21 protein-coding genes are annotated in these 24,066 nt (G+C 70.8%); 9 read left to right on the plus strand and 12 right to left on the minus strand.

Annotated elements, in window-relative coordinates:
* Nucleotides 1-16: 16 nt before the first annotated feature.
* The 5 genes from R6Y94_RS41165 to R6Y94_RS41185 all read right to left on the minus strand — a co-directional run bounded on the left by R6Y94_RS41165 (nucleotide 17) and on the right by R6Y94_RS41185 (nucleotide 4,432).
* On the minus strand, nucleotides 17-853 hold the full coding sequence (locus R6Y94_RS41165; protein WP_318402395.1) for an ABC transporter permease: 837 nt from the start codon (nucleotides 851-853) through the stop codon (nucleotides 17-19).
* Nucleotides 850-1,845: an ABC transporter ATP-binding protein gene (locus R6Y94_RS41170; protein ID WP_318402397.1), complete on the minus strand. Its 996-nt coding sequence runs from the start codon at nucleotides 1,843-1,845 to the stop codon at nucleotides 850-852. Before R6Y94_RS41170 ends, R6Y94_RS41165 begins: the two co-directional genes overlap by 4 nt.
* Nucleotides 1,846-1,994: 149 nt before the next feature.
* Complete coding sequence (locus R6Y94_RS41175; RefSeq protein ID WP_318402398.1) at nucleotides 1,995-2,414, minus strand: hypothetical protein; 420 nt, start codon at nucleotides 2,412-2,414, stop codon at nucleotides 1,995-1,997.
* The gene (locus R6Y94_RS41180; RefSeq protein ID WP_318402400.1) at nucleotides 2,414-3,499 is read right to left on the minus strand and encodes a hypothetical protein; all 1,086 of its coding nucleotides are present in this window, start codon (nucleotides 3,497-3,499) and stop codon (nucleotides 2,414-2,416) included. Before R6Y94_RS41180 ends, R6Y94_RS41175 begins: the two co-directional genes overlap by 1 nt.
* Nucleotides 3,500-3,634: 135 nt before the next feature.
* A complete protein-coding gene (locus R6Y94_RS41185; RefSeq protein ID WP_318402402.1) occupies nucleotides 3,635-4,432 on the minus strand; it encodes an SAM-dependent methyltransferase in 798 nt (265 codons plus the stop codon).
* Nucleotides 4,433-4,700: 268 nt separating this feature from the next.
* Between R6Y94_RS41185 and R6Y94_RS41190 the strand changes: the two genes are divergently transcribed.
* The 4 genes from R6Y94_RS41190 (at nucleotide 4,701) to R6Y94_RS41205 (ending at nucleotide 8,896) form a co-directional block, all read left to right on the plus strand.
* Complete coding sequence (locus R6Y94_RS41190) at nucleotides 4,701-5,906, plus strand: M20 family metallopeptidase (RefSeq protein ID WP_318402404.1); 1,206 nt, start codon at nucleotides 4,701-4,703, stop codon at nucleotides 5,904-5,906.
* Nucleotides 5,907-5,933: 27 nt separating this feature from the next.
* Nucleotides 5,934-7,100 (plus strand): ArsR/SmtB family transcription factor, encoded by a 1,167-nt coding sequence (locus R6Y94_RS41195; protein ID WP_318402406.1) that lies wholly within the window; start codon nucleotides 5,934-5,936, stop codon nucleotides 7,098-7,100.
* A gap of 450 nt (nucleotides 7,101-7,550) precedes the next feature.
* Complete coding sequence (locus tag R6Y94_RS41200) at nucleotides 7,551-7,982, plus strand: hypothetical protein (RefSeq protein ID WP_318402408.1); 432 nt, start codon at nucleotides 7,551-7,553, stop codon at nucleotides 7,980-7,982.
* Between the two features lie 206 nt (nucleotides 7,983-8,188).
* Complete coding sequence (locus R6Y94_RS41205; RefSeq protein ID WP_318402410.1) at nucleotides 8,189-8,896, plus strand: YceI family protein; 708 nt, start codon at nucleotides 8,189-8,191, stop codon at nucleotides 8,894-8,896.
* Between the two features lie 35 nt (nucleotides 8,897-8,931).
* Here R6Y94_RS41205 and R6Y94_RS41210 read toward each other — a convergent pair whose 3' ends face one another.
* The gene (locus R6Y94_RS41210; protein ID WP_318402412.1) at nucleotides 8,932-9,618 is read right to left on the minus strand and encodes a glycoside hydrolase family 11 protein; all 687 of its coding nucleotides are present in this window, start codon (nucleotides 9,616-9,618) and stop codon (nucleotides 8,932-8,934) included.
* 157 nt (nucleotides 9,619-9,775) lie between these two features.
* Complete coding sequence (locus tag R6Y94_RS41215) at nucleotides 9,776-11,467, minus strand: cellulose binding domain-containing protein (RefSeq protein WP_412102992.1); 1,692 nt, start codon at nucleotides 11,465-11,467, stop codon at nucleotides 9,776-9,778.
* A 516-nt stretch (nucleotides 11,468-11,983) separates the two neighbouring features.
* On the opposite strand from R6Y94_RS41215, the gene R6Y94_RS41220 reads away from it, so the two are divergent.
* A complete protein-coding gene (locus R6Y94_RS41220; protein WP_318402416.1) occupies nucleotides 11,984-13,063 on the plus strand; it encodes an NAD-dependent epimerase/dehydratase family protein in 1,080 nt (359 codons plus the stop codon).
* 27 nt (nucleotides 13,064-13,090) lie between these two features.
* Here the strand turns inward: R6Y94_RS41220 and R6Y94_RS41225 are convergent, their stop codons facing one another.
* The gene (locus tag R6Y94_RS41225; RefSeq protein WP_412102993.1) at nucleotides 13,091-14,809 is read right to left on the minus strand and encodes a glycoside hydrolase domain-containing protein; all 1,719 of its coding nucleotides are present in this window, start codon (nucleotides 14,807-14,809) and stop codon (nucleotides 13,091-13,093) included.
* Nucleotides 14,810-15,243: 434 nt separating this feature from the next.
* Here R6Y94_RS41225 and R6Y94_RS41230 point away from each other — a divergent pair, with 434 nt between their 5' ends.
* Genes R6Y94_RS41230 through R6Y94_RS41240 form a run of 3 tightly spaced genes read left to right on the plus strand, consistent with a single transcriptional unit; the run spans nucleotide 15,244 to nucleotide 18,523 of the window.
* A complete protein-coding gene (locus R6Y94_RS41230) occupies nucleotides 15,244-16,332 on the plus strand; it encodes a tripartite tricarboxylate transporter substrate binding protein (protein ID WP_318402418.1) in 1,089 nt (362 codons plus the stop codon).
* A complete protein-coding gene (locus R6Y94_RS41235) occupies nucleotides 16,332-16,979 on the plus strand; it encodes a tripartite tricarboxylate transporter TctB family protein (RefSeq protein ID WP_318402420.1) in 648 nt (215 codons plus the stop codon). The genes R6Y94_RS41230 and R6Y94_RS41235 overlap by 1 nt, the downstream gene beginning before the upstream one ends.
* Entirely contained in the window at nucleotides 16,976-18,523 is a 1,548-nt protein-coding gene (locus R6Y94_RS41240; RefSeq protein WP_318402422.1) for a tripartite tricarboxylate transporter permease, read from the plus strand. The genes R6Y94_RS41235 and R6Y94_RS41240 overlap by 4 nt, the downstream gene beginning before the upstream one ends.
* A 69-nt stretch (nucleotides 18,524-18,592) precedes the next feature.
* On the opposite strand, the gene R6Y94_RS41245 is transcribed toward R6Y94_RS41240, so the two are convergent.
* From R6Y94_RS41245 to R6Y94_RS41255, 3 genes are all read right to left on the minus strand, one after another.
* A complete protein-coding gene (locus tag R6Y94_RS41245) occupies nucleotides 18,593-19,231 on the minus strand; it encodes an NAD(P)-dependent oxidoreductase (RefSeq protein ID WP_318402424.1) in 639 nt (212 codons plus the stop codon).
* Nucleotides 19,232-19,251: 20 nt separating this feature from the next.
* Nucleotides 19,252-20,181, minus strand: coding sequence for a helix-turn-helix transcriptional regulator (locus R6Y94_RS41250; RefSeq protein ID WP_318402425.1), 930 nt, complete (start codon nucleotides 20,179-20,181; stop codon nucleotides 19,252-19,254).
* Between the two features lie 168 nt (nucleotides 20,182-20,349).
* The gene (locus R6Y94_RS41255; protein WP_318402427.1) at nucleotides 20,350-20,718 is read right to left on the minus strand and encodes a hypothetical protein; all 369 of its coding nucleotides are present in this window, start codon (nucleotides 20,716-20,718) and stop codon (nucleotides 20,350-20,352) included.
* A gap of 156 nt (nucleotides 20,719-20,874) precedes the next feature.
* Between R6Y94_RS41255 and R6Y94_RS41260 the strand changes: the two genes are divergently transcribed.
* Entirely contained in the window at nucleotides 20,875-22,281 is a 1,407-nt protein-coding gene (locus R6Y94_RS41260) for an adenylosuccinate lyase family protein (RefSeq protein WP_318402429.1), read from the plus strand.
* A gap of 297 nt (nucleotides 22,282-22,578) precedes the next feature.
* On the opposite strand, the gene R6Y94_RS41265 is transcribed toward R6Y94_RS41260, so the two are convergent.
* Nucleotides 22,579-23,766 carry a low temperature requirement protein A gene (locus tag R6Y94_RS41265; RefSeq protein WP_318402430.1) on the minus strand — a complete coding sequence of 396 codons (1,188 nt, stop codon included), beginning with the start codon at nucleotides 23,764-23,766 and terminating at the stop codon, nucleotides 22,579-22,581.
* Nucleotides 23,767-24,066 lie beyond the last annotated feature (300 nt).

Here is a 24,066-nt window from a genome sequence, read left to right on the forward strand (position 1 = left end):
CTGCGTCCGACCTGGGCTAGCGTCGCGTGTCCCAGCGGAACCAGCGGCGGGTCGCCGAGACACCGACGGCCAGCCACAACAGTATGATCAGCGCCGGTCGCCCCGCCTCGGCCAGTACGCCGACGAAGTCGCGCGGCGCCTCGGCGCCGGTGGTGCCGACCCAGCCGAGCCGGACCAGTTCGAGCACCGGAGTCAGCGGCAGCATCTGGAACACCCTGGCGACCCCGTCCGGGAGCGAGTCCACCGATCCGGTGAAGCCCGACCCGATCATCGACAGGATCAGCACCGGCATCGTGGTGATCTGTGCGGTCTCCACCGTCCTGGTGAAGCCCGACGAGGCGGCCGCGAGCAGGACGAAGACGGCACCGCCGGCCAGTACCGCGACGAGCAGCAGCGGAAGGTTGACCGGCACCGGCAGGTCGAAGAGGACCGTCGCCGCGACGACGGTGAGCACCACCTGGGCCAGGGCCAGCACCAGGGCCGGAACCGCCGTGCCGACCAGGATCTCGCCGTCGGTGACCACCCCGGTACGCAGCCGCTTGAGCACCCGCTCCTCGCGCCGGGCGACGTAGGTGGTCACGAGGTTGTAGTAGACGACGTAGAGCAGGACGAAGCCGAACATGCTGGTGGCGAGCAGCGCTCCGGTGGAGACGTGCCCGTCGCCGCTGAGGAAGGTCGAGAAGAGCCCCACCGTGGCCAGCGGCAACAGCAGCGCGGTGATCGCGGCGGTCCTGTTGCGTACCAGCAGGACCAGCTCCGCCCGGCCGAGCGCGCCGATCCGGCGCAGGCTCACCCGGCCGAACCCGAGCCGCCGGACGAGGCCGCCGCTGGTCGCCTTCGCCGGTGCCGTCATCGGACCTCCTCCTCGACCAATCCACCGGAATGCGCCACCGCGAGGAACGCCTCCTCCAGGGACGCGGACCGGGCGTCCAGCCCGGCCAGGTCGAGGCCGCGCCCGTTGGCCCAGCCCAGCAGCGTGGTCAGCGCGGGTTGCAGCGCGTCGGTGTAGAGGGTCAGCCGGCCGCTGGGCGCGGCCGGCGCACCGGCCGGCGGCGGCTGGATCCCGGGCAGGGCCGGCAGCTCCGCCGGGTCGAGCCCGTCCGGCAGCGCGAAGCTGATCCGCGCCGGGTGCGCGGCCACCACCTCGGCGACGGTACCGGCCGTGACGATCCGGCCCCGGTGCATGATCGCCAGCCGGTCGGCGAGTTCCGCCGCCTCCGCGAGATAGTGCGTGGTGAGCAGGACCGTGACGCCGTCGACGAGCAGCGCCCGGACCAACTGCCAGGTGTTGTGCCGGCTCTCCGGGTCCAGCCCGGTGGTCGGCTCGTCGAGGAAGAGCACGTCCGGCCGGCCCAGGATGGCCATCGCCAGGTCGAGCCGGCGCCGCTCACCGCCGGAGAGCTGCTTCACCTGGGTACGTGCCCGGTGGCGCAGGTCCACCAGCTCCAGCACCCGGTCGACCGGTTGCGGGTCGGGCAGCGTACCGGCCCACATCCGGGCGGTCTCCGCCACGGTCAGGTCGGCGGGAAAGCCGCCCTCCTGGAGCATCACCCCGGTGCGCGGCCGCACCGCCGCCCGGTCCCGGTACGGGTCCCGCCCGAAGACCCGGACCGTGCCGCCGCTGGGCCGGTCCAGCCCCTCGACCAGTTCCAGGGTGGAGGTCTTGCCCGCACCGTTCGTGCCGAGCAGCGCGAACAGTTCACCCTGGCCGACCGAGAAGGAGACCCCGCGCACCGCCTCGAAGCCGCCGCTGCCGCCGTACCGTCGTCGTAGGTCGCTGACCTGGACAACGGTCGGGTCGGGCGGCGCGAGTCCCGGGTCGGTGGCCGTCATCGTCTGGTTCATGGCTCGATTCTTCGGGCCACCGGTCACCGGCGGCAGTGCCACCGATCACCGCTTTCCGTGCGGGGCACCCGGTCGCACCCGTGACGAATGTCAGTCGAGCAGCGCGGCGACGGCAGCCGCCGGGTGCCGCTGCCGGCGGGCGCCGACGGTCAGCCGGCCGGGACCACCGGGACCGGTCGCGGTGGCTGGGTGGACAGGTCGACCACCCGGGCGCTGCCGACCGGCGCGTCGAGCGGTACGGCGGTGCTCTCGACCCGCGCCGAGTTCGGCACCTCCTCGGCCGGGCCCGGGGCCCGTTCCCGCACCCAGACCAGCAGGCCCACCTGGTCACCGTCGCGGCGCTGCTCGACCCGGTCGATGCCGTCGGCCAGCGCCGACATCGCCACCCGGATCCGCAGCTCGCGGTCGCCGGGCGCCGGACTGCGCTCCAGGGTGAGGCTCAGCGCCGGAACCACCCGGGACGAGGCCGGCCCGCCGCCGCTGCGGTCCGCACCCGCACACGCCGCCGGCGTTGCCGCCACGGTCGAGAGCACGACCATGGCGACAACCCGGCGGCGTACGGAACGCATCAGCTCAGGTTACGCACCGCAGCGTAGAGGTTCGAGACCCCGTCACCGAAGTACGGCCCGTAGATCTGCGTCAGGTCGTTGCCGACGTGGTAACTGTTCACGCTGATCGTGTAGCCCGAGTCGCCGTTGAAGTCGGCCAACCAGGCGCCGCCACTGCCACCGCCCTGGATGGTGCAGGCCAGCTTGAGGTCGCCCCAGAGGACGTACCGGAGCGACGTCGCGCCGTCGCAGGTGATCAGGTCCTCGCCGTCGAACGGGGAGTTCAGCGGGAACCCGAAGTGCCACACCGACGGGGTCGACGGGCCGTTGATCCGGATGCCCTGGCTGCCGGTGACGTCGGCGAGCCGCTGCCCGGCGTTCAGGTGCATCACCGCGACCCCGACGTCGTACGCCCGGTCGCCGTCGTTGATCCAGCCGTTGAGCGACCACAACTCCCGGGCGGTCCAGGTGCCGAGCGGCCGGTCCCCGTAGTAGTAGTCGGGGATGAACGTCCAGTTGGTGTTCTGCCAGGCACCGCCGGAGCCTTCGTGCACGCAGTGTCCCGCAGTGAACACGGTGTTGCGGGCCTCGCTGCTGACGACCACGCCCGAGCAGTGCCAGAGCCCTCCGTTGTGCTCGTAGAGCACCTTGCCGTTGGTCAGCGACACGAAGTCGTGCCGCCACGGCCAGGAGGTACCGGTCGGGCCCGCCATCACGGACGCGTCGCCCCGGGCGGCCTTGGCCGGCCCGGCACCGGACTGGCCGTGCAGGTTGGTCGCGGCGGCGCGCGGCGGCAGACCGGCCACGGCGGTTTCACCGAGTACGGAACTCTGCGCGGTCTTGCGGAGTTCGGCGAGCGAGACGCCGTTGTCGGCCGGCCTGGCCGCTGCGATGCGCTCCTTCGTCCAGAACCGGGCGAGCGCGATCTCCGGAGTGCTGCCCAGCGCGGCGGCCTCCGGGCTGAGCTTGACCGACGTCGAGCTGACCCCGGCCGGGTCCACGGGTGCGGCCGCGGCGCCCGCCGTCGTCAGCGTCGACGACAGGACGGTGGCGGCCAGGATGACGATCGTCGCGGTGGTGGTCCGAAGAGATGGTCGTAGTCGCATGGATGTCCCATCTGATGCGAAGCAAATCAGGACCGGCTCTCGAGTGCCACACCGAAGCTATCGAGGAACGTTCATATTGTTCTGTCGCCAGAACGGCAGTGTCGGAAAACTCCCCCGGGCCGCCGGGAACGTCGGTCAGGGCTTGCGGGCCACGGCGCCGTAGGCGTCGATGTGCTCGGTCTCGGAGTCGTCCGGGCGCCACCGCGTGATCGGCACCAGGCCGGGTTCCACCATGGTCAGGCCCTCGAAGCAGCTCGCGAGCTGCTCGGGGCTGCGCAGGATGTAGGGAGCTCCGCCGCTCTCCACCAGCTTGTCGGCGCCGTCGACCACCGCCGGGCTGGTGTCGCTGCCGTCCCACAGCACCAGGTGGCTGCCGGAGGCGGCGGGTTCCAGTATCCGGCCCACGATGGAGCGTACGACGTCCAGGTCGGGCTCGTAGCCCAGTACGCCCATGAACATCACCGCGACCGGCTTGCGGAAGTCGAGCGCCTCGGCCGCCTTGGCGAGGATCCTCTCCGGATCGTGGTAGTCGGCGTGCACGTAGTTGGTCAGCCCCTCGGAGGTGGTGCTGGCCAGCAGGGCGCGGGCGTGCACCAGCACCATCGGGTCGTTGTCGACGTAGACGATCCGGGACTCCGGCGCGATCTGCTGGGCGACCTCGTGGGTGTTCTGCATGGTGGGCAGGCCCGTGCCGACGTCGAGGAACTGCCGGACGCCCGCCTCGGCGGCCAGGTACCGCACGGCCCGGATGAGGAAGCGCCGGGACTGCCGGGCCATGACGACGATCTCCGGGTAGACCTCCGCGACGGCGGCCCCGGCGGCCCGGTCGGCCTGGAAGTTGTCCTTGCCGCCCATCCAGTAGTTCCAGATCCGCGCCGCGTGCGGCACCTCGAACTGCAACCTGGCAGCGAGTTCGGGATCCAGGTCGGCCATGGCCAGGCTCCAATGTGAGGGGACCATCGGGTGCGAAGACGGGTGCGCAACGAGATCGACATCGTACCCGCGAGGCGGTCGCGAGTTTTTCTCAGCACGCCGCCGGAGTCGGGGGCACGGGCGAGCCGCCCGGCCCTCCGGCGACGGTTACCTCTGCCGCGGCAATCCGCGGCCGCCCGGACCCGGGCGGCCGCAGTCTCGGAGTACCTGACGGCGCGGCACTGCTCCGACGCGCGCCGCGCCATCACCCGGTACGACGGGAGTCGCCATGTCCACCGTGTCCACCGCAACCCCCGGGCTGGAGATCCTCTCCACCGCCCTCACCGCGCTCCGGCCCCGGATGGAGGCGGTCAGCCTCGCCATCCACGCGCGGCCGGAGCTGAAGTTCACCGAGTTCCACGCCCGGAAGCTGCTGACCGACTGGCTCGCCGAGTCGGGCTTCACGGTGCGGGCGCCACTGGGCGGGCTGGAGACCGCGTTCGCGGCCGAGCACCGGGGCGGCCGTCCCGGCCCGTACGTCGCGGTTCTCGCCGAGTACGACGCGCTGCCCGGCGTCGGGCACGGCTGCGGCCACAACCTCATCGCGGCCGGTGCCGCCGCAGCGGCGATCGCGGTCGTCCGCGCGCTCCCCGATCATCCGGGCACCGTCGCGGTGCTCGGCACTCCCGGTGAGGAGATGGGCGGCGCCGGCAAGGTCCGGCTGGCCGAGGCCGGGGTCTTCGACGGCGTCGACGCGGCGTTGATGTTCCATCCCGGCGACCGTTCCCTGACCGCCCGCCCCGGACTGGCCGCGGCGCACCTGCGGGTCGCCTTCACCGGGACCAGCGCGCACGCGTCGATCTCCCCCTGGCTGGGCCGCAGCGCGCTGGCCGGAGCCCAACTGTTCCTCCAGGCGGTCGACGCGATGCGCCAGTTCGTGCCGCCCACCGTACGGCTGCACGGCATCGTCTCGGACGGCGGCGCGGCCCCGAACGTCGTACCGGCGCACGCCGCCGTGGACCTGTACGTCCGGGACCGGACGGCAACCTCGGTCGAGGCGCTGGTCGAACGGCTCCGTAACGCGGCCGACGGCGCGGCACTGGCCACCGGGACGGCCGCGGCGCTGCACGAGACCGGCCCGATGTACGCCGAACGTCGCAACAACACGGTGCTCGCCGAGCGTTTCGGTGCGGCGGTACGGGCGCTCGGGGTGGAGATCCTGCCCGGTGACCCGGCCGGCCCGGCGGGCTCCTCCGACATCGGCAACCTCTCCGGGCTGCTGCCGGTCATCCACCCGTACATCCAGATCGCCCAACCCGGCACGCCGAGCCACTCGGCGGCGATGCGCGAGGCGGCGGCGACGCCCTTCGCGCACGAGCGCACCCAGATCGCGGCGACCGGACTGGCCCGGGTGCTCGCCGAACTGCTCACCCGGACGGAGCTGCTGGCGGCGGCGCGGGCGGAGTTCGCGGCGCAGGCCGAGGTGCGGGCGTGACGAGGTGCCGACCATACACTCACCGTCATGTCGGTCGTGATCCTCCTGGCGGGGGTGGGCCCCGACCGATTTCCCGTCGTCGTGTCGCCGCTGGCCGAGCTGGCGGCGAGCCTGCACGTGCTGACCGGCCATCTCCACCACCCCGAGCACGCGTCCTGGGCGGCCGAGGTCTCCCGGGCCGCCCCGCCCGCCTTCCGGGCCGGGCTGCTGCGGTTCGCACCACTGTGGACCGCACTGCGCTGGCGGGCCTTCTATCCCGGGCTCGGCACGGGAGCACCGGCAGCGCCGCTGACCCGGCTCCCACTGAACCTTTTTCAACCTGAACCGCGCGGCGCTCACACACCGCGTCCGACCTCGCGCTCCGGCGGACCGCAAGGGGAGGTTGAAAGAGGTTCACTGCACCGGTTCGCCGAACTCACCGCGTTCACCTGCGCCAGCGGCTACCACGGCTTCGACTTCGGCCGGGTGCTGCACGACCCGGCGCAGGCCAGTGCGCTGCGGCAGGCCGCATCCCGGCTGCCGGAGCCGCACCTCAGTCTCGCCGAGGACCTGTTGCGCGACCCCGAGGCGCTCCGCGCCGACGTACTCGACTTCCTCGGCCTGTGCCACCGGGTCTACTTCGGCGACCTCTGGGCCGAGACCGAGCCCCTCCTCACCCGGGCCGCGCACCGGGTGCGCCAGCGCCTGGCCGACGAGGGTCCGGCGGCCGCCCTGGTCGGGCTGAGCCCGTCCACCGCGCGGACGGCCACCCCGTCGACCGGGCCGGCCCGGGTCGTCTTCGACAAGGTGCACCACGCGGTGATCAGCCCGTCCCGTACGCCGGTCCTGCTCATCCCCACCCGGTACGGCGCACCGCACCTGCTGGTGAAGAACGAGCCGGGGCTGCCGCCGGTGGTGCACTTTCCGGTCGAGGCGCCGGAGGTCGGGGTCACCCTGGCCCGCAGCCGCCTGCTGGCCCTCACCGACCCGCGTCGGGTACGCCTGTGCCGGCTGATCGCCCGGCAGGCGATGACCACCGCCGACCTGGCGGACCGGCTGTCGATGACCCGGCCCCAGGTCTCCCGCCACCTGCGGGTCCTGCGCGACCTGGGACTGGTGCGGGTGGAACGGCACGGTCGCTACGTGCTCTACGGGCTCGACCTCACGGCGGTCGAACGCGTCGGGCGGGACGTGGCGACGGCGTTGCAGTACTGAGGTCACCCCGGGGGCGGACCCTGCGAGGATGGGCGGTGGATCTGGAATCGGGTGCCGGGCTGCGGTCGCGGCTGCACAGCCGGTTTCCGGACGCGCGGCTGCGGACGCTGGTCGGCGCCGACGGGATACACGAATACCCGCTCGCTCTGCTCTGTCTCGGGGACGGCGAGCCGGCGGCGGCACCCACCGGTCCGGCCGCCGTCGGTGAACTGCCGCCGGTCGAGCTGCCGCTCTGCACCACGGCGCAACGCGCGGGCGAGCGTGACGGCCTCGGCCCGGCCTGGCCGGAGGGGCCGGAGCTGCCGGACGTACCGGCGGCGGAGTCCGTGGACGAGGTGGTCCGGCGGCGCGGCTCGCAGCGCCGGATGGACCCGCGCCGGACGCTGCCCCGCGCGCTGCTGGACTGGCCCCTGCGGGCGGCACTGCGCGGTGTCGAGGTGCCCGCACTGGGTGGCCGTGCACGGTGTCGACGGGCTGTCCCCGGGGATCTACCGGTGGCCGGACCTGGAGCGTCCGGTGCGCGCCGGTGGCCACCGTGCCGAGTTGCTGCGGGTCTGCCTGGACCAGGGCCTCGCCGGCGACGCGGCGTACGTCGTCATCGCGGCGACGCCGCTGGCTGGACGACCGTGGCTACCGCGACGCGCAGCTGGCCGCCGGCTGGTGGAGGGGCGGCTGCACCTCGCGGCGTACGCCCTCGGGGCCAGCGCCAGCGGCATGACCTTCGTCGACACGGAGATACCCGGGCTGCTCGGCGAGCCCGAGGATCTTGCGGCGCTGCTGTTCACCTGCGTGGGGGTGCCCGGGTACCGATCGCGGCGTGCCGGCGACCCCGGTGCCCCGACGGCGTTCCGACCGGTCACGCCCCGGCTGCGGGAGGAGTAGCCGGCGTCCTGCCCGGCCGGCGCGGTCGTCCCGTGGCGCCGGCCACCCGGGTGCGCCAGTGAGGCGTGCCACTGCTACCGAAGGTGATGATCATCACGGGCGCCTCCCAGGTCAGGAAGGTAATGCCGGTCCTCTGATTACCCTGTGAAACCGGTGAGCGGGAAGATCACCGCACCGCGCAGCAGCCGTCGGGGGGAAGCACCAGCATGACCGGTACCGCCACACGCTCCTGGCAGGGCATGACCATTCCGGCGCCCGGCACCTACCTCCTCGACCCCGCGCACAAGCGGGTCGGCTTCCTCGCCCGGCACATGATGGTGAGCCCGGTACGCGGCGAGTTCGGCGAGGCGACCGCGCAGATCCTCGTCGAGCCGGACCCGCTGGAGTCCTCGGTGACCGCGACGATCCGGACGGCCAGCATCAGCACCGGCAACGCCGACCGGGACAAGCACCTGAGCAGCGCAGACTTCCTCGACGTGCTGCGGTACCCCACCCTCGAGTACCGCAGCACGGGGATCAGGTGGCAGCCGGACCGGAACGATTCGATCTTCTACTGGGCCCGGCTGCGTAGCCAGCGCCCGGGTCGACGCAGCGAGGTCACCGTCCCGGCGCAGGCCGACCGGACGTCCGGCAAGTTCGTGCTGACCGGAGAGCTGACCGTCAAGGGGATCACCCGACCCGTGGACCTCCAGGTGGAGTTCGGCGGCGCCCGGCGCGACCCGTACGGCCAGGACATCTTCGGGTTCAGCGCAACCGCCGAGATCGAGCGTGAGGACTACGGACTGGTCTGGAACGTGGCCCTGGACAGCGGCGGCGTGCTGGTCGGGAAGAGCGTACGGATCGAGATCGCCGGCGAGGCCATCCGGCAGTCCGGACCGCGCATTGGGCCACGGGCCGGGCACGCCGGTGAGTGAACCTTTTTCAACCTGAACCGCTTGGCGATGACGGCTCAGTCGCCCACCGTCAGATTCGAGTGTCCGCTGCTCTGGTACCCCTCCGTTGCGAGGATCATATAGTAGCGGAAACTGCCCAGGTTCATGCCATTGTTGGCCCACGCGTCAAAGTGGTTGCCCGTGGTTATGGTCCCGCTGCTCCTCTTCGACTGTCGGACACTCCAGAACCGAGGGAACGTTGTGATGCCCTCGACGGAGGCAGCGTTGTATCGCATCGTCAGGTAGATGTCGTACGTGCCGCCGTCGCTGGTGACTGCGCCCCTGCGAATGCCTATGGGACGGTAGTCGCCCCAGTTGTCGACGATGATGTACTCCACGAGTGGGTTGGACGTCCACCCTTGGAGAGCCAGATAGCCGTCGGAGGTGTTGAAGCTGCCGGAGTAGCTCACGTTCCTGCGCCCGCCGCTGCTCCAGCCCTTACCACAGACGAAACTCCCGCAGTTTGTCCATGACGCGCGGTAACTTCCACCGGAGTTCAAAGTCATCGAGACCGATCCACCGCCATCGGTCCAGAACGAATAGTAGTAGCCGTCGTCCATGCCGGTTTGGGTCGTGGTGATGGTCGTCGCGGCGTTCGCAGTTCCGTGCAGCATGGTTGTGGCCGTGACCAGCCCCAAGGCGCCGGCGCCGAGGACGAAGCTCCTGCGCGTGATCTGGTTGGTGGGGGCATTGTTCAGGGCCATACTTCTCTCCTCGTTACGCTTCCCGGTGTGGAGGCTGGTGAGCGGCCGGGTCGTCGGATCGGCGGTTGTCGAGAACTGCCGAGGAACTGCCGGCCGATACGGTCCCGGGCCCGCGACGGACGGATCCGCCACGGGCCCGGACCGGTTGGTGCTGCCGTCAGTTCGGGGCGTGCACCCCGTTGGCAGCCCAGTCCCTGGTCGCACCACGGACGTACATGGTCGACGACTGGTTACCGGAGAAGTACTGCTGGATGGAGCCGGCGAACGGCGTACTGGAGGCGTTGCGGCCGTACACGTCGGTGTAGACCGTGGTCGAGCCGCTGTTCTGCACCTGGAAGGTGCCCGGCCGGAACTCCCGCAGGGTGCCCTTGAACGGCGAGCGCGGGTCGTCCCAGGCGAGGTTCTGCCCAGCCTGCCGGGCCTGGTTGCAGTAGTCGCCGCCCGCGAGGTCCGTGTAGCACAGGTCCACGATCCGGCCCAGGTTGTTCGGCTTGGTCGGGTCGTAGTAGCGGGACGGGTTGACCACGTAGAACAGCGGCGCGAGGCGGAAGTTCAGCCCGTTACCCGTCACCTGGAAGTCGGAGAACCAGAAGTCGTCCATGTCGGAGACGGTGAACGGCACCGGGTTGGGGTAGAGCGGGTCGTAGTGGGTCCGACCCTCACGGATCGCCTGCACACAACCCGGTTCGGTGATCAGCCGGCCCAGCGAGCGGGTGTCCGACGGCGAGTCCGCCGGCACCGGGGGCGCGACGTTGATGAACGCGCCGCCGAAGCCCGGGCATTCACTCGGGCTGAAGCCGCCGGCCCGGCCGAGCGGGATCATCGCGTTGTACCGGGCCTCGGTGACCTGGCCACCGTTGCTCGCGGTGCAGCGCTGGTTGAAGAGCAGCTCGTGGACGTTGTTGCTGAACGCGTCCGGCGAGTGGGTGCCCTGGTGGAACTTGAGCAGGGTGTCGCAGACGGCGATCGTGGTGCCCTGCGGCGGGAAGAAGCTGGTGCCGTTGTCACCCTGGATCACGTTGGTGTTGTTGACCGAGAGCACCTTGTGCCCGACGTGGTCCTCGTGCCGGTGGCTGTTCTCCGGCATGTTGTCCAGCATCACCTCGCTGGTGTAGCCGAAGGCGGGCCAGCCGACGGTGCTGTACAGGTCCGAGTTTCGCGGGTCGTCACCGTGTTCGTGACCGAAGTTGCAGCCACTGGGATCCCGGGTCGGGTGCCAGGTCGGATAGACCTTGCCGTCGGGGCCGTACGTCCAGTAGCGGGCGTGGATCTCGACAGAGCACTCGCCGGACCTCGGCAGGTACCCCTTCTCGTTGGCCGTGGCGATCAGGTCGTACGCCCGGCTGGTCTCCGCTCCCGCCGGCGGCAGCGCGGTGCCCCAGGTGGGGTTGCCGGGCGGCGGCGCCGAGGTCGGCGGTGGGGTGTCGGGTGGCGTCGTCGGTCCGGTGGTGGGGTTGGGGCCGGGGGCCCCGGTGCAGGCGGTGCCGTTCACGGCGAAGCTGGTCGGCGCGGGGTTGCTGCCGTTCCAGGACCCGTTGAAGCCGAACGAGACGCTCGCTCCGGTGGCAATGCTGCCGTTGTAGGTGGCGTTGCGGACGGTGACCTGACTACCACTCTGCGACACGGTGCTGTTCCATGCCTGGGTGACCTGCTGGCCGGCGTCGTAGCTCCAGGTGAGCGTCCAGGAGCTGATCGGATCGCCGACGTTGGTGACGGTGACCGTCGCGGTGAAGCCGCCCTGCCATTGCGAGCCGACGGTGTAGGTGACGCCGCAGCCGGCGGCGGCCGCTGCGGGTCCGGCGACGGTGATCGCCGCTCCGCTGGCGACGACCACGGCTGCCACGGTCACGGCTGACCACAGCCGGGACCGGGGACGATGTAGGCGCATTGCTGGTCCTCCGAACGATGGTGGGTGGATCGACGGGGAACGTGGGCCCCGACAGGCGGGTGTGCCGGACGGCGGGGACCGGGGCTTGCCCGCCCGGTGACGGGCGCGAGCCGCACCGGTCACCGGAGCGGCCGGGCGGGAGACCCCGGCGGGGTGCCGGTGCGTCACCATCGATTGATTTACATCTATGTTACTGGCCAGGTCGGGACTGTCAACGCGTATCGGCCGGTACGGCCGAAATCGGTATTGATGCAGGTAGATGTATATCGCATCGGTGGGAAAGCGGTGCGGCCACCCCTTGTTCCTGGGCGCCAGCACCGACGCCGGATTTCCGGTTTGCCGGCGCAATCGACGTTTACCCGCCCGCCGTGCGGGAACGGCTACCGCCATGAACGTTCGGGTGGCCGGGTGCCGACACGGTCGGCGGATCATCGGTGTACGGCGGGTCGCCGGCGGCCGGGACGGCGGGGCCGACCGGTGACGCCGGCACGGGGCGGCACCGGGTCGGGACTGCGGGTGGTGGTGGTCGGCGCGACCGGCAACGTGGGGACGAGTCTCGTCGAGGCGCTCGGCCGGGACCCGGCGGTCGGCACGATCGTCGGGGTGGCGCGGCGGCCACCCCGGTGGCGGGCCCCGAAGACCGAGTGGGCCGAGGCGGACATCGTCGCCGCCGACCTCGTCGAGATCTTCGACGGCGCCGACGCGGTGGTGCACCTCGCCTGGCTCTTCCAGCCCACGCACCGACCGCTGACCACCTGGCGGGTCAACGCCCTCGGCGGGCGGCGGGTCTTCGCCGCGGCGGGCCGGGCCGGCGTACCGGCGCTGGTGTACGCCTCGTCGGTCGGGGCGTACTCGCCGGGGCCGAAGGACCGACCGGTGGACGAGAGCTGGCCGACCGACGGCTGGCCCACCGCCGGATACACCCGGGAGAAGGCGTACCTGGAGCGGGCCCTCGACGCCTTCGAGCAGCGGCATCCGGAGATGCGGGTGGTACGGCTGCGGCCCGGGTTCATCTTCAAGCGGGAAGCCGCCAGCCAGCAGCGTCGACTCTTCACCGGCCCGCTGCTGCCGGGCCGGCTGGTGCGGCCGGGGATCGTACCGGTACTCCCCGACCTGCCGGGGCTACGGTTCCAGGCCCTGCACTCGGCGGACGCCGCCGAGGCGTACCGGCTGGCGGTGCTGCGCGACGTGCGCGGGGCGTTCAACGTGGCCGCCGAACCGGTCGTCGACGGGCGGCTGCTCGCCGACATCCTGCGGGCCCGCCCGGTACGGCTGCCGTCCGGGCCGGTCCGGGCTGCCCTCGCGCTGGCCTGGCACCTGCACCTGGTGCCGGCCTCCCCGCACCTGCTCGACGCGGTGCTGCGGCTGCCGGTCATGGACACCACCCGGGCCAGGACCGAACTGGGCTGGACACCCCGGTACACCGCCCGCGAGGCGATCGAGGAGTTCCTGCACGGACTGCGCACCACCGGTGGGATGCCGACGGCACCGTTGACGCCCCGGCTGAACGGTGGCCGGCTCGCCGAGGCCGGCACCGGCGTGGGCGAGCGCCCCTGACGGGACCCGGCGGAACCCGCCAGCCCCTCAGACCCGGGTGACCCGGACCGCGTCGGCGACGACGTAGCCGGTGCCGCTGGTCCACCGGCTCACACCCACCCGGTCGCCGTCCCCGGCGGCCAGCGTGAAGACGCCGAGCGACACCCACTGGCCACCGGTGAGACGCTGGTTCACCCGTACGGTCTGGTTGCCGCTCGTGCTGGCGACGACGAACGGGGTGGAGTCGTTGTAGTCCGGGTTGGCCGCGTACCAGACCGAGATCTCGTAGCTGGCCGTCTCCGGGACGTTCACCCTGTACCACGCGACGTCGCTGGCCAGGACGGGGTCGGCGAAGCGGTAGTCGGCGCCGTACCGCTGGCTGGAGTAGGTGGACGTTCCCCAGTTGGCGCTGGCGGTGAACCGGCCGGCGGTGCTGTTGTCGACGATGCTGCTCCAGACCGGCGGCTGGCCGCCGCCACCGTCGGTGGAGACGTCGAGATAGTTGCGGTCGATCCGGATCTGCACCCCGCCCCAGGTCTCGTAGACGTCACCGGCGTACTGGTGCAGCCGTTGGTGGTCGGCGTAGTACTCCGCCGGGCAGTACGGGCCGGCGTCGAGGTTCGCCGCGCCGTTCCACCAGGCGAACCAGAGCTGGTCCACTCGGGTGTAGGCCGGGTCGTTGTACGCGCCGCACAGGTCTGCGACCCCGGACGAGCCGCTGGAGTACATCCCCGAGAGGTAGCCGAGCGCGTGCAGCCGCTCCGTCCAGCCGGACAGGTACGACAGCACGGCGGCCTTGCATGACGCGTTCGACGGGTAGTGCTCGATGTCGTTGTAGATCGTGCTGCCGGCGAGGATGCCGAGGGCCTGTGCGGCGTTCACCGCGCTGGTCGCCCGGCTGGCGCCCTGGGATCGCGCCGTGGCCGGGTCGCTGGACATCTTCGGCGTCCGGGTGCCGCAGGGGGCCTGCCGGTCGAGTTCGATGGGGATCAGGCGCCAACCGTTGTTGGTCTGGTTGGTCACCCAGGTCGCGGTCAGGTTGGGTTGCGAGCACGAGCGGCTGGCACCGCTGATGTAGATCCCGACGGCCCGGTACGGCGAACTGGCCCGCCAGGCGTTCATGGTGGACTGGGACGGGGCGGCGCAGGTGTCGAAGCCCCGGCCCAGGAAGGTGCCGGGTTGCGGGCCGGCCGCCGCCAGCGGCGCGACCGCAGCGGCGGGTCGGGTCAGCGACCCGAGGGCGGAGGATGTCAGCGGCACCGCGTCCGGTCCGAGGGTCGCGGCGGCGAGGATCCGTCGGACGAGGCCCTCGGTCAGCGGCGTGTGCACGGCGGTGACGAGCACGCCCGCGTCCCGGACCGCGACCTGGATCGCGTCGTCCCGGGACGGCGGTGCGGCCACGGTCGCCGCGCCGGCCGCCGTGGTGGCGGCGGCCGGCAGCCGGTCCGCCGAGCGGGCGTCGATCGGTTCGAGGATCAGCCCTGCGGTCCGCCCGACGAGCCGGGCGGAACACTCGGACTGGTCGCCCGGATGGCCGAGGTAGACGGCGGGGCGGTCGAACCGGACACAGGCGTGCGGTCGGGCGGCGAGGTCGACGACCTGCCAGCTCTCCGGCACGGCGACCCGGTAGCCCTGGTAGCTCACCGTCCGGCTGCCCTCGGGCGCGATCGGGCCCTCGACGAGGCCGGCCCGGGCCGGCATGACCGCCATCGTCGAGCCGGCGACCAGGGCGGCGAGGCCGGTCAGGCCCGCCATGGTTCTCTTCATCCGAACCTCCTGGAGAAATCCTTACCCGAAGCCTCGATGGTTGGAAAATTCTTACCAGACATCGACGGCGACCGCTAGTAGTGCTTTGTTGGGTTCGGTGGCGTTTATGCGGTGCGCTGGCCTCACGGGCTGCCGACGGCGACGCGGACACCGGTCCAGGCCACCCGGACAGCAACTGCCGCCCCGGACTGGCGCAGGCGACCGAGGCCGACCGGAGCTGTGTTCCGGGTTCTGGACATGGCGCCGTTGTCCCGGCTCCGAAGCCCCCCGCGGTGGAGGGAGGCACAGGCGAGGGGCCGGTGCGCGACGCGGGACCACAAAGACCACAACGAACTCCATGACCGTAACAGTGACGGCCGTCACCTCGACCGGAAGCATCTACGCAACCCAGCGGTAACGCTGCGGCAACGGCGGCGCATGTCGAGGAGAGACCGATGACAGACCTTCGGAACACGCGGGGCCGGCTCCGGGGCGGCTCCCGCCCGCCGGGCGCCCCCGGGTGGGGTACGGGTGGCCGGCGGCGGGTCACGGCGCTCGCCTGCGTACCGCTGATCGCGCTCGCCGCGGTCGGCTGTGGCCGCAACGGCGGCGGGGGCGACGATGCCGCGGCCGTGAAGTATCCGACCCGGACGATCCAGTTGATGGCGCCGGCCGCACCCGGCGGCGGCTGGGACAGCACCGCCCGGGCACTACAGAAGACGCTGACCGACGGCAAGCTGGTCACCGAGTCGGTCGAGGTGACCAATGTGACCGGTGCGGGCGGCACCCTCGGCCTGTCCCAACTGGTGACGAAGAACCGGGGCGACGCACACCACCTGATGGTGACCGGCCTGGTGATGATCGGCGGCGTGCTGACCAACAAGTCCCCGGTCAACCTCGGGCAGACCACCCCGATCGCGACGCTCACTGCCGAGCAGGAGGTCATCGTCGTACCGGCGAACTCGAAGTACACCACCCTGCAACAGTTGATGGCCGACGCCACGGCCAACCCGACATCGATCAACTGGGGCGGCGGCTCCGCCGGTGGCACCGACCAGATCCTGGTCGGACTGCTCGCCAAGGCGGCCGGCGCCGATCCGAAGGCGATGAAGTACGTCGCCTACTCCGGCGGCGGCGAGTCGAAGGCCGCGCTGCTCTCCGGTGATCTCACCGCGGCGGTCTCCGGCGCGAGCGAGTACGCCGACCTGGTCGCCGGTGGCCAGGTCCGGGCCCTCGCGGTCTCCGGCGCCGCCGGCATCGACGTCGGTGCCGGCAAGCCCGCACCCACGATCAAGGAGTCCGGGTACGACGTCGAGCTGATGAACTGGCGCGGCCTGGTCGCCGCACCCGACGTCTCCGACGGCGAGCGGGCCGCCATCATCGAACTGGTCGACAAGCTGCACGCCTCGGAGCAGTGGAAGCAGACCCTCGCCGCGCAGAAGTGGGACGACTTCTACCGCAGCGGCGACGAGGCGGCGGCGTACTTCGCGCAGGAGAGCAAGCGGATCACCGAGGTCCTGACCGAGATCGGACTGGCCGGCTGATGCCGTCGGAGTCGCAGACCGGGGCAGGGGCGGTCGAGCCGGCCGGTCCCGTCCCGGCGCCCCGGGGAGCCCGGGTCCTCGGGGCCGTACTGCTGGCGGGCGGGCTGTTCCTGTTCTGGACGGCGTACCGGGCCGCCGGCGGGGACTACTCGGTCTCCGGGCCGTGGCTGGCCCCGCTGGTGGTGACGACCGGCTGGGTGGTGCTGGCCGGGTGGTATCTGCTCACCCAGTTCCGCATACCGGCCCGGGTCGAGCCGACCGGTGCCGGGGTCCCGGACCGCTCCCCCGGCACCCTCGACGAACCCACCGCCGACCAGGACGCCCCGGCGGGACAGACCGGCACAGCCGAGCAGAACGCCGAAGCCGAGCACACCGGCACAGCCGAGCGGAACGCCGAGCCGGCGGCGGCCGTACGCTGGCTTCCGCCGGTGCTGCTCGGCGCGGCGCTGCTCGGCTACGTGCTGCTGCTCGGCCCGGCCGGCTTCGTGCTCGCCTCGGCGCTCTTCTTCGTGGCGTGTGCCCGGATCCTCGGCAGCCGGCACTGGCTCCGGGACGTCGTGGTCGGTGTGCCACTCGCGGTCGGCGTCTACTACGGCTTCACCCGGGGACTCGACATCACGCTGCCGGCCGGGGTGTTGCCGCTGTGAGCGTCTTCGGCGACCTGCTCGGCGGCTTCGGCACCGTCCTGGAGCCGCAGTACCTGCTCTACGCGGCGATCGGCGTCACCCTGGGCACCTTCGTCGGGGTGCTGCCCGGGATCGGCCCGGCGCTGACCATCGCCCTGCTGCTGCCGGTCACCTTCAACCTGGACGACCCGATCGGCACGTTCATCATGTTCGCCGGCATCTACTACGGCGCCATGTACGGCGGCTCCACCACCTCGATCCTGCTGAACACCCCAGGCGAGTCCGCTTCTGTGGCGACCGCGATCGAGGGGTACCAGATGGCCCGGCGCGGCCGGGCCAGGGCGGCGCTGGCGACGGCGGCGATCGGCTCGTTCGTCGCCGGCACCATCTCGACGCTGCTGCTGACCCTCTTCGCCAAGCCGGTGGCCGCGCTCGCGGTCGAGTTCCGCGCGGCGGACTACTTCGCACTGGCCCTGCTGGCGATGGTGGCGGTCACCGCCCTGGTCGGCCGCTCGCTGGTCCGTGGCCTGATCTCGCTCTGCCTCGGCCTCCTGCTCGGCCTGGTCGGGCTCGACGAGCTGACCGGGCAGGCCCGGTTCAGTTTCGGCACCCTGGAACTGCTCGACGGCATCGACGTTGTGGTGATCATCGTCGGGCTCTTCGCCATCGGCGAGACGCTCTACGTCGCGAGCCGGCTCGGACAGTTGCCCGACCGGGTCAGCACGCTCGAACCGGCCCGGGGTGGCTTCGGCTGGCTGAGCCGACAGGACTGGGCGCGGTCGTGGCGGCCGTGGCTGCGCGGCACCGCCGTCGGCTTCCCGTTCGGCGCGCTGCCGTCCGGCGGCGCCGACATCCCGACCTTTCTGTCGTACACCTACGAGCGGCACCGGGCGAAGAACCGGGCCGAGTTCGGCAAGGGGGCGATCGAGGGAGTCGCCGGGCCGGAGGCGGCGAACAACGCGGCCTTCTCCGGGGTACTCGTGCCGTTGCTCACTCTCGGCATCCCCACCTCGGCGACCGCGGCGGTGATGCTGGCGGCGTTCCAGATCTTCAACGTGCAGCCGGGGCCGCAGCTCTTCGACAAGTCCCCGGAGCTGGTCTGGGCGCTGATCGCCTCGCTCTACGTCGGCAACGTACTGCTGCTCCTGCTGAACCTGCCGCTGATCCGGCTCTGGGTGAAGGTACTCCAGATCCCCCGGCCGATCCTCTACGCCGGCATCCTGGTCTTCGCCACCCTCGGCGTCTACGCGGCCACCACCAGCGTGACCCAGGTGCTGATCGCGTACGGGATCGGGGTGGTCGGGTTCTTCATGCGGCACTTCGAGTTCCCGATCGCACCGGTCATCCTCGGCGCCATCCTCGGCCCGATGATGGAACTCCAGTTCCGCCGCACGCTGGTGCTCTCCAACGGGGACCTGAGCGTCTTCGTCACCCGGCCGCTCACCGCCGTACTGCTCGGGCTGGTCGTGGTGGCGGTGCTGGTGCCGTTCCTGCCCCGGATCGTCGCCCGGCTGCGTGGCCGGCCGGCCACCGCGCAGCGGCTCGCCTTCGGCGAGGACGACTAGTAGGACTTTGTCATGATCTGATTGGGTAACGGATTTCGACCCGGAGGAACACGGAACAGGACCGCCTCTTCAACCGCCGGTCGGTTGGACACGACGCGGTGTCGGTGTCGAGGAGTTCCTTCGCGCCTCGGCCATGACCGTGGCCTCGGCGAGTGCCTGCAGGGTGCCAGCGAGCATCAGGTTGGTGGCCAGTTTCACCACCCGAGCCTCCTCGGCCGCGCCGACAACGGTCTGCTTGGCGGTGATGTCGGCCAGCACGTCGCGGGCAGCGTCCAGCGCGTCCCGCGGGCCGGACAGCAGCAGGGAGGCGTTGCCGGCGGAGACGACGGCGGGGGTGCCGCTGACCGCGCCGCGCACGTACCGGACACGCTTTGCCTGCGCGGCCTCGGCCACGGCACGGGAGGACTCGACGTCGATGGTGGACAGGTCCACGATCGTGGATCCGGGTTCCATGGCCGCGAGCGCGCCGCGGTCGAGCAGTACCGACCGTACCGCGGCACCGTCGGTCAGGCTCGTCACCACTACCGGTGCGCCCGTCACTGCGGCCGTGACGTCGGTCTGAGCGCGTACGGCCGGGCCGCTCAGCGCACGCGCGCCCGCGACTGTGCGGCTCCATACGACGACTTCGCGGCCGGCAGCGGTCCAGCGAGTGACCATGGCGGCGCCCATCTTGCCCGCGCCGAGCAGGGTGACCGTGCGCTGTTCCATGTGTGCCTCCGTGAAGCCCGTCAGGCGGGGTCGGTCATGTTGCCGGTGTTGAGTGAAGCACGGTCGGGCGTCCCGGGTGCCGGGGTGTGGCCGGACGGTGTGGTGTTCGTCTGCTGCTGGTTCGCCCAGAGGGCGAGTAGGCGTAGGTTGTCATGCGAGGTGCTGCCGGGGGCGGTGGTGTAGATGAACAGCGTCTGCTCCTCGTCACCGGGCAGGGCCAGTGCCTCGTACTGGATGGTGATCGGCCCGACGGCGGGGTGCACCATGTGCTTGGTGCCGTGCGTACGCTCGTACACCTGGTGACCGTTCCACCAGGTACGGAACTCCCGGCTCTTGATCGTCAACTCTCCGACCAGCTCGTTGAGCAGGGGGTCGTCGGGGAACCGCCCGGCGTAGAGCCGCAGCGTGCCGACCACCTCGGCCGCCACGGTCGGCCAGTTGAGGAATGCCTCCCGAGCGGTCGGGTCGAGGAACACCCAACGCGTGTAGTTCCGATGCCGGGGCGGCAGGCGGGTCCAGTCGGTGAGCAACGCACGCGCCAGCGTGTTCGATGCGAGGACGTCCGTACGGCGACCGACGACGAAGGCTGGCAGGTCCATCGAGGCGATCATCTGGTGCATCGCGGGCCGGACCCGCTGGGGCGGCATCGGCGTCGCGTGACGCCGGACCGGTCGGGCCAGGTCGGCGAGGTGGGCGCGGGCTGCGGCGTCGAGCCGGAAGACCCGTCCCAGGGCGTCGAGCACTCCTTCGGAGGGGCTGCTGTGCCGGCCCTGCTCCAATCGGGTGTAGTAGTCGACGCTGACCCCGGCGAGTTGGGCCACCTCCTCTCGACGTAGACCACGCACCCGACGTCCGGTCTGGCCGGGATAGCCAGGAATGCCCGCCATTTCCGGTGTCGTGTCCGCCCGGCACTTCCGCAAGAAGTCACCCAGATCTGTACGTCCCGCCATGCCATCAATAATCGCCGTACTGGTCGTGTGATGCCCACGGTCGGGGTGGGCATGTCATTCCCAGGTAGCGCCGTCCTCCGCGGAGGCAGTTGAGCTTGCAACACCGGGACACAGTCCACGACCGGCCTGCTGCTGCTCCCGCGACAGGGCCAGCAGCTCGTCCCGGGTTCACTCGGCAGCGATGTCGGTGGTGGCGGCCAGCTCGCGGCCGGCCTCGATGTCGTTCGTGAGCGCCTCGATCCGCGACTTGGCCAGCCCGTAGGAGTCGGAGCCGAGGATCTGGTGCAGGGGCGCGTTGCCGGACACCGCGACCCGGATGATCTCGGCGGCTGCCATGACCGGGTCGCCGAGCTGGGTGCCAGGCATCGCCAGATGCGCCTCGGTCATCTCCCGGACCGCCTCGTAGCCCTCTACGGTCGTGGCTGGCAAGCCGAGCGAGTGTGTACGCAGGAAGTCCGTACGGGTGTAGCCGGGCTCCACCAGGTTGACCTTGATACCGAAGCTGGCGGGCCCGGAGGCGGATATGGCGTAAAACAACCCCTTGACAGCTTACCCGGCTTCCGTCCCTACACGGCAGGCATTCCACGCCGTCGCAGAGCAGATACCGAAAATCCACCAAGCGCAGCGCTACGTGGGGACGACAGCTCCACCTAACCGTGGGCAAAACTCCCGGAGTACGGCAATCATGAAGGGGTGACAGCTCCGTTTCGGTCGCCGTTCTCGCTGCTGACCCAGCTCGTGGGCGATCAAGAACAGCTCGGCATCTTCGCGCCGGACGGCTGTCTGGAGAGCTGGCTGGCAGCCGAGCGGGCTCTGGCGCTCGGTCAGGCCGCCAGCGGAGTCATCGAGGTCGCCGACGCCGAGGCGATCGTTGCCGCCGCATGCGCCGGCAACATCGATCACGACCGTCTGTGGGCGAAGGCTCGGACCGTCGGATACCCAATCGTCGGACTCGTACGGGAGATCGAGCGCAATCTGTCGGACAGTTTGGTTGGACGTGTGCATTTCGGCGCCACCACACAGGACATCATGGATACCGGGCTCGCTCTGCAGCTGTCTCGCTCGCTCTCGGCCCTGGATCGGCGGCTGGGTGATCTCGGCGATGCCATCGCGGAGCAGACGCGCCGGTACGCGCACACCGTCATGGCCGCCCGGACCCACGCGCAGCAGGCTGTGCCCACCACCTTCGGCGCCACCTTGGCGACGCTGCTTGCGCAGTTCGCCCGGCATCGCCGACGGCTGGCGCAGGCACATCCGCGCATCGCCGTCGTCTCGCTCTTCGGCGCGGGCGGGACCTCGGCGGCCCTGGGCGAGCGCGCTGGCCAGATCCGCGCCGACATGGCGGAACGCCTGAATCTGTACGACACCGAGATGCCGTGGCATGCCGATCGGGACGGTGTCGCCGAGTTCGGCTGGCTGTGCGCGACGATCACGGCGGCGTGCGCCAAGCTGGCCCGCAACGTCGTCGACCTGTCCCGTACCGAGATCGGCGAGGTGTCGGAGCCGTATGTCTCCCACCGAGGCGCGTCCTCGACCATGCCGCAGAAGGTGAACCCAATTTCCTCCGAGGCCATCATCGGCCTGTCCGGGGCGGCAGGGGCGCTGAGCTCGTCGCTGCTACGCCTGCAGGAAGCCGGCCACGAACGCGCGGCCGGCGAGTGGCAGATCGAATGGCACGTCATCCCGCAGCTGGCCGTCCTGGCCGGCAGCGCGCTCGGTGAGGCGTTGACGCTGGTGCGTGGTCTCCGCGTCGACCCCGACCGCATGCGTACGAACCTGCTCCTGGGCGGCGGCACCATCATGGCCGAGGCCCAGATGATGCGGCTCGCCGAGACCATGGGTCACGATCGGGCGCACGCGCTGGTGTACGAAGCTGCTGCGCGGACCCGTCAACGCGGCATCGCGCTGACGCACAGCCTGCGTGAGGTCGCCGAGGAGCAGAACGTGCTGCACCTGGTACCCGATCCACTCATCACGGCCGACGACTACCTCGGCCAGGCCGTTCAGAACTGCGCCCGCACGGTGAACGCCTGGCAGCAGACGCCCGCCCTGAAGGTCCACGACATCGCCATTAGCGAACTAGCCCGCGAACGGCATTGAACGGCGCTAGCTCGCCGCCTCTAGAGGGACGGTGTTGGGTGCGGCGGCGGGTGTCGCCGCCGCTGCCGGCAGGGTGATGGCGGCCAGCAGGTCGGCCCGGGTGGAGGCGGCTCCGCGGACCCAGCCGCCTGGTCCGGACGCCGCGCAGTACTGAACCTTTTCGACCTCCCCCTGCGGTTCGTCGTGGCCGCAGGTGCGAGTCGGGGCAACGCACCGCGCTGTCCAGGTCGAAAAAGGTTCACTGTCCCACCATCGTCGACGCCGCCGCTGGCGCATCGTCAGCGGAACGGGCAATTGTCACAACGGCCCACCGGGCGGCGAGGGCTTTTCGGACGCGCTCTGCCGGGTGCGGACCGTGTCGGTGATCGCAATTCCGGTGAGGACCACCGTTGCGGCCAAGGCGACCACCAGCGGCGGTACGCGCAGTGCCCCCGGTACGATGACGGCCAGCACGAGCAGCCCCACCGGCCGGTCTCGAGAGACCCGCCTGAGCACGGCATGTTCGAATTGCGCGCGCCCGACCAGGAAGAGCGCGGGTCCGCCGAGGATGACGGCCGTCCAGTCAGGTGGGGTGTGTCCGAGTGGATGTGCGATGACGAGCTCGACGCCGACGGCGGTCACGACGATTCCGGCCATCATGACCATGTGCGCGGAGAGCGTCGAGATAGCCAGGCGGAGCGGGTCAGGGGATGCTTCGATAGCCGTGGCCAGTACCTCCCCAGCCCGATAGATGTAGATCCGCCAGAGAAGCACAGTGATGGCGATCGATGTCAGGAAGGCGGCACTCTTGTCCACCGCCATGTCGTTACCGCTGAAGGTCAACGAGGTGACCAGGATCAATTCACCGAGTGCGATGATGAAGAACAGGCGATAGCGTTCGGCCAAGTGCTCGGCCACGATCCTCCACTCCGAACTGGATGAGCGGCCCAAGCCGGGCGTGGGCCGGCCGAGGGCGAATGCCACGTAGTCCACGGCCACCGCCAGCGTCCACAGCACGTCGCGCGTCGCGCCGTCCGCGCCTGCCCCGACAAGCCAAGGCACGGCCGACACACTGAACCAGCACAGCGCCCGCGCCGGCCGGCGCCTCAGCTTGCGCTCCCGTAGCGCGAAAAGGGTGAACAGGGGGCGACCGATCTGGATGGCGACGTATGCCCCCGCGAAGACCAGGCCCCGCTCGCCGAAGGCCGCGGGCACTGCGGCGACCAGAACGAGAGTGCCGACCAAGGTCGCGATGACCAGTACCTGGATCACCGGCCGGTGCGGGTTGTACCGGTCGGTTATTGCCACCGTGATATACCAGATCCAACCCATGGCGAACAGCAGCACCAGCGTTCGGAAGGCACCACGCCAACTGAGATCATTCGCTAGCACGTGCGAGAGTTGGATAAGCGTGACGACGAACGCCAGGTCAAAAAAAAGCTCCAGGAAAGTCGTCCGCTGCGGCTCGCCGGGTCTCCGCAGGAGTTCGCGCGCCTCGCCTGCCATTCGTTTGCCTGTTCCGTTCGCTTCGCCTCGGCATCGAAGTAGTCGTACCACGCAGTCGCTTGGTGCGGATGTAAACAAGCGCTTACTGGACGTACTCTTGTTCCACTTCGAGGCCCCGGGGGAAGTGACAAACGGTGATCGACACGCCGGACCACGCGGGCCAGCCGGGCAGCTCATCTCCTGAGGGCCGACGATACAGTCACCGAGCCCCCAACGCGTTCAGCGCACCTGGACGACCGTTCTGCCGCGCAGGCCGTCGGTCGCAGGGCGGTCTTTCCGCATGGCGACTGTGATCACCGG

Source organism: Plantactinospora sp. KLBMP9567, from assembly GCF_033446045.1.
In the GTDB taxonomy this organism is placed as follows: Bacteria; Actinomycetota; Actinomycetes; order Mycobacteriales; family Micromonosporaceae; genus Plantactinospora.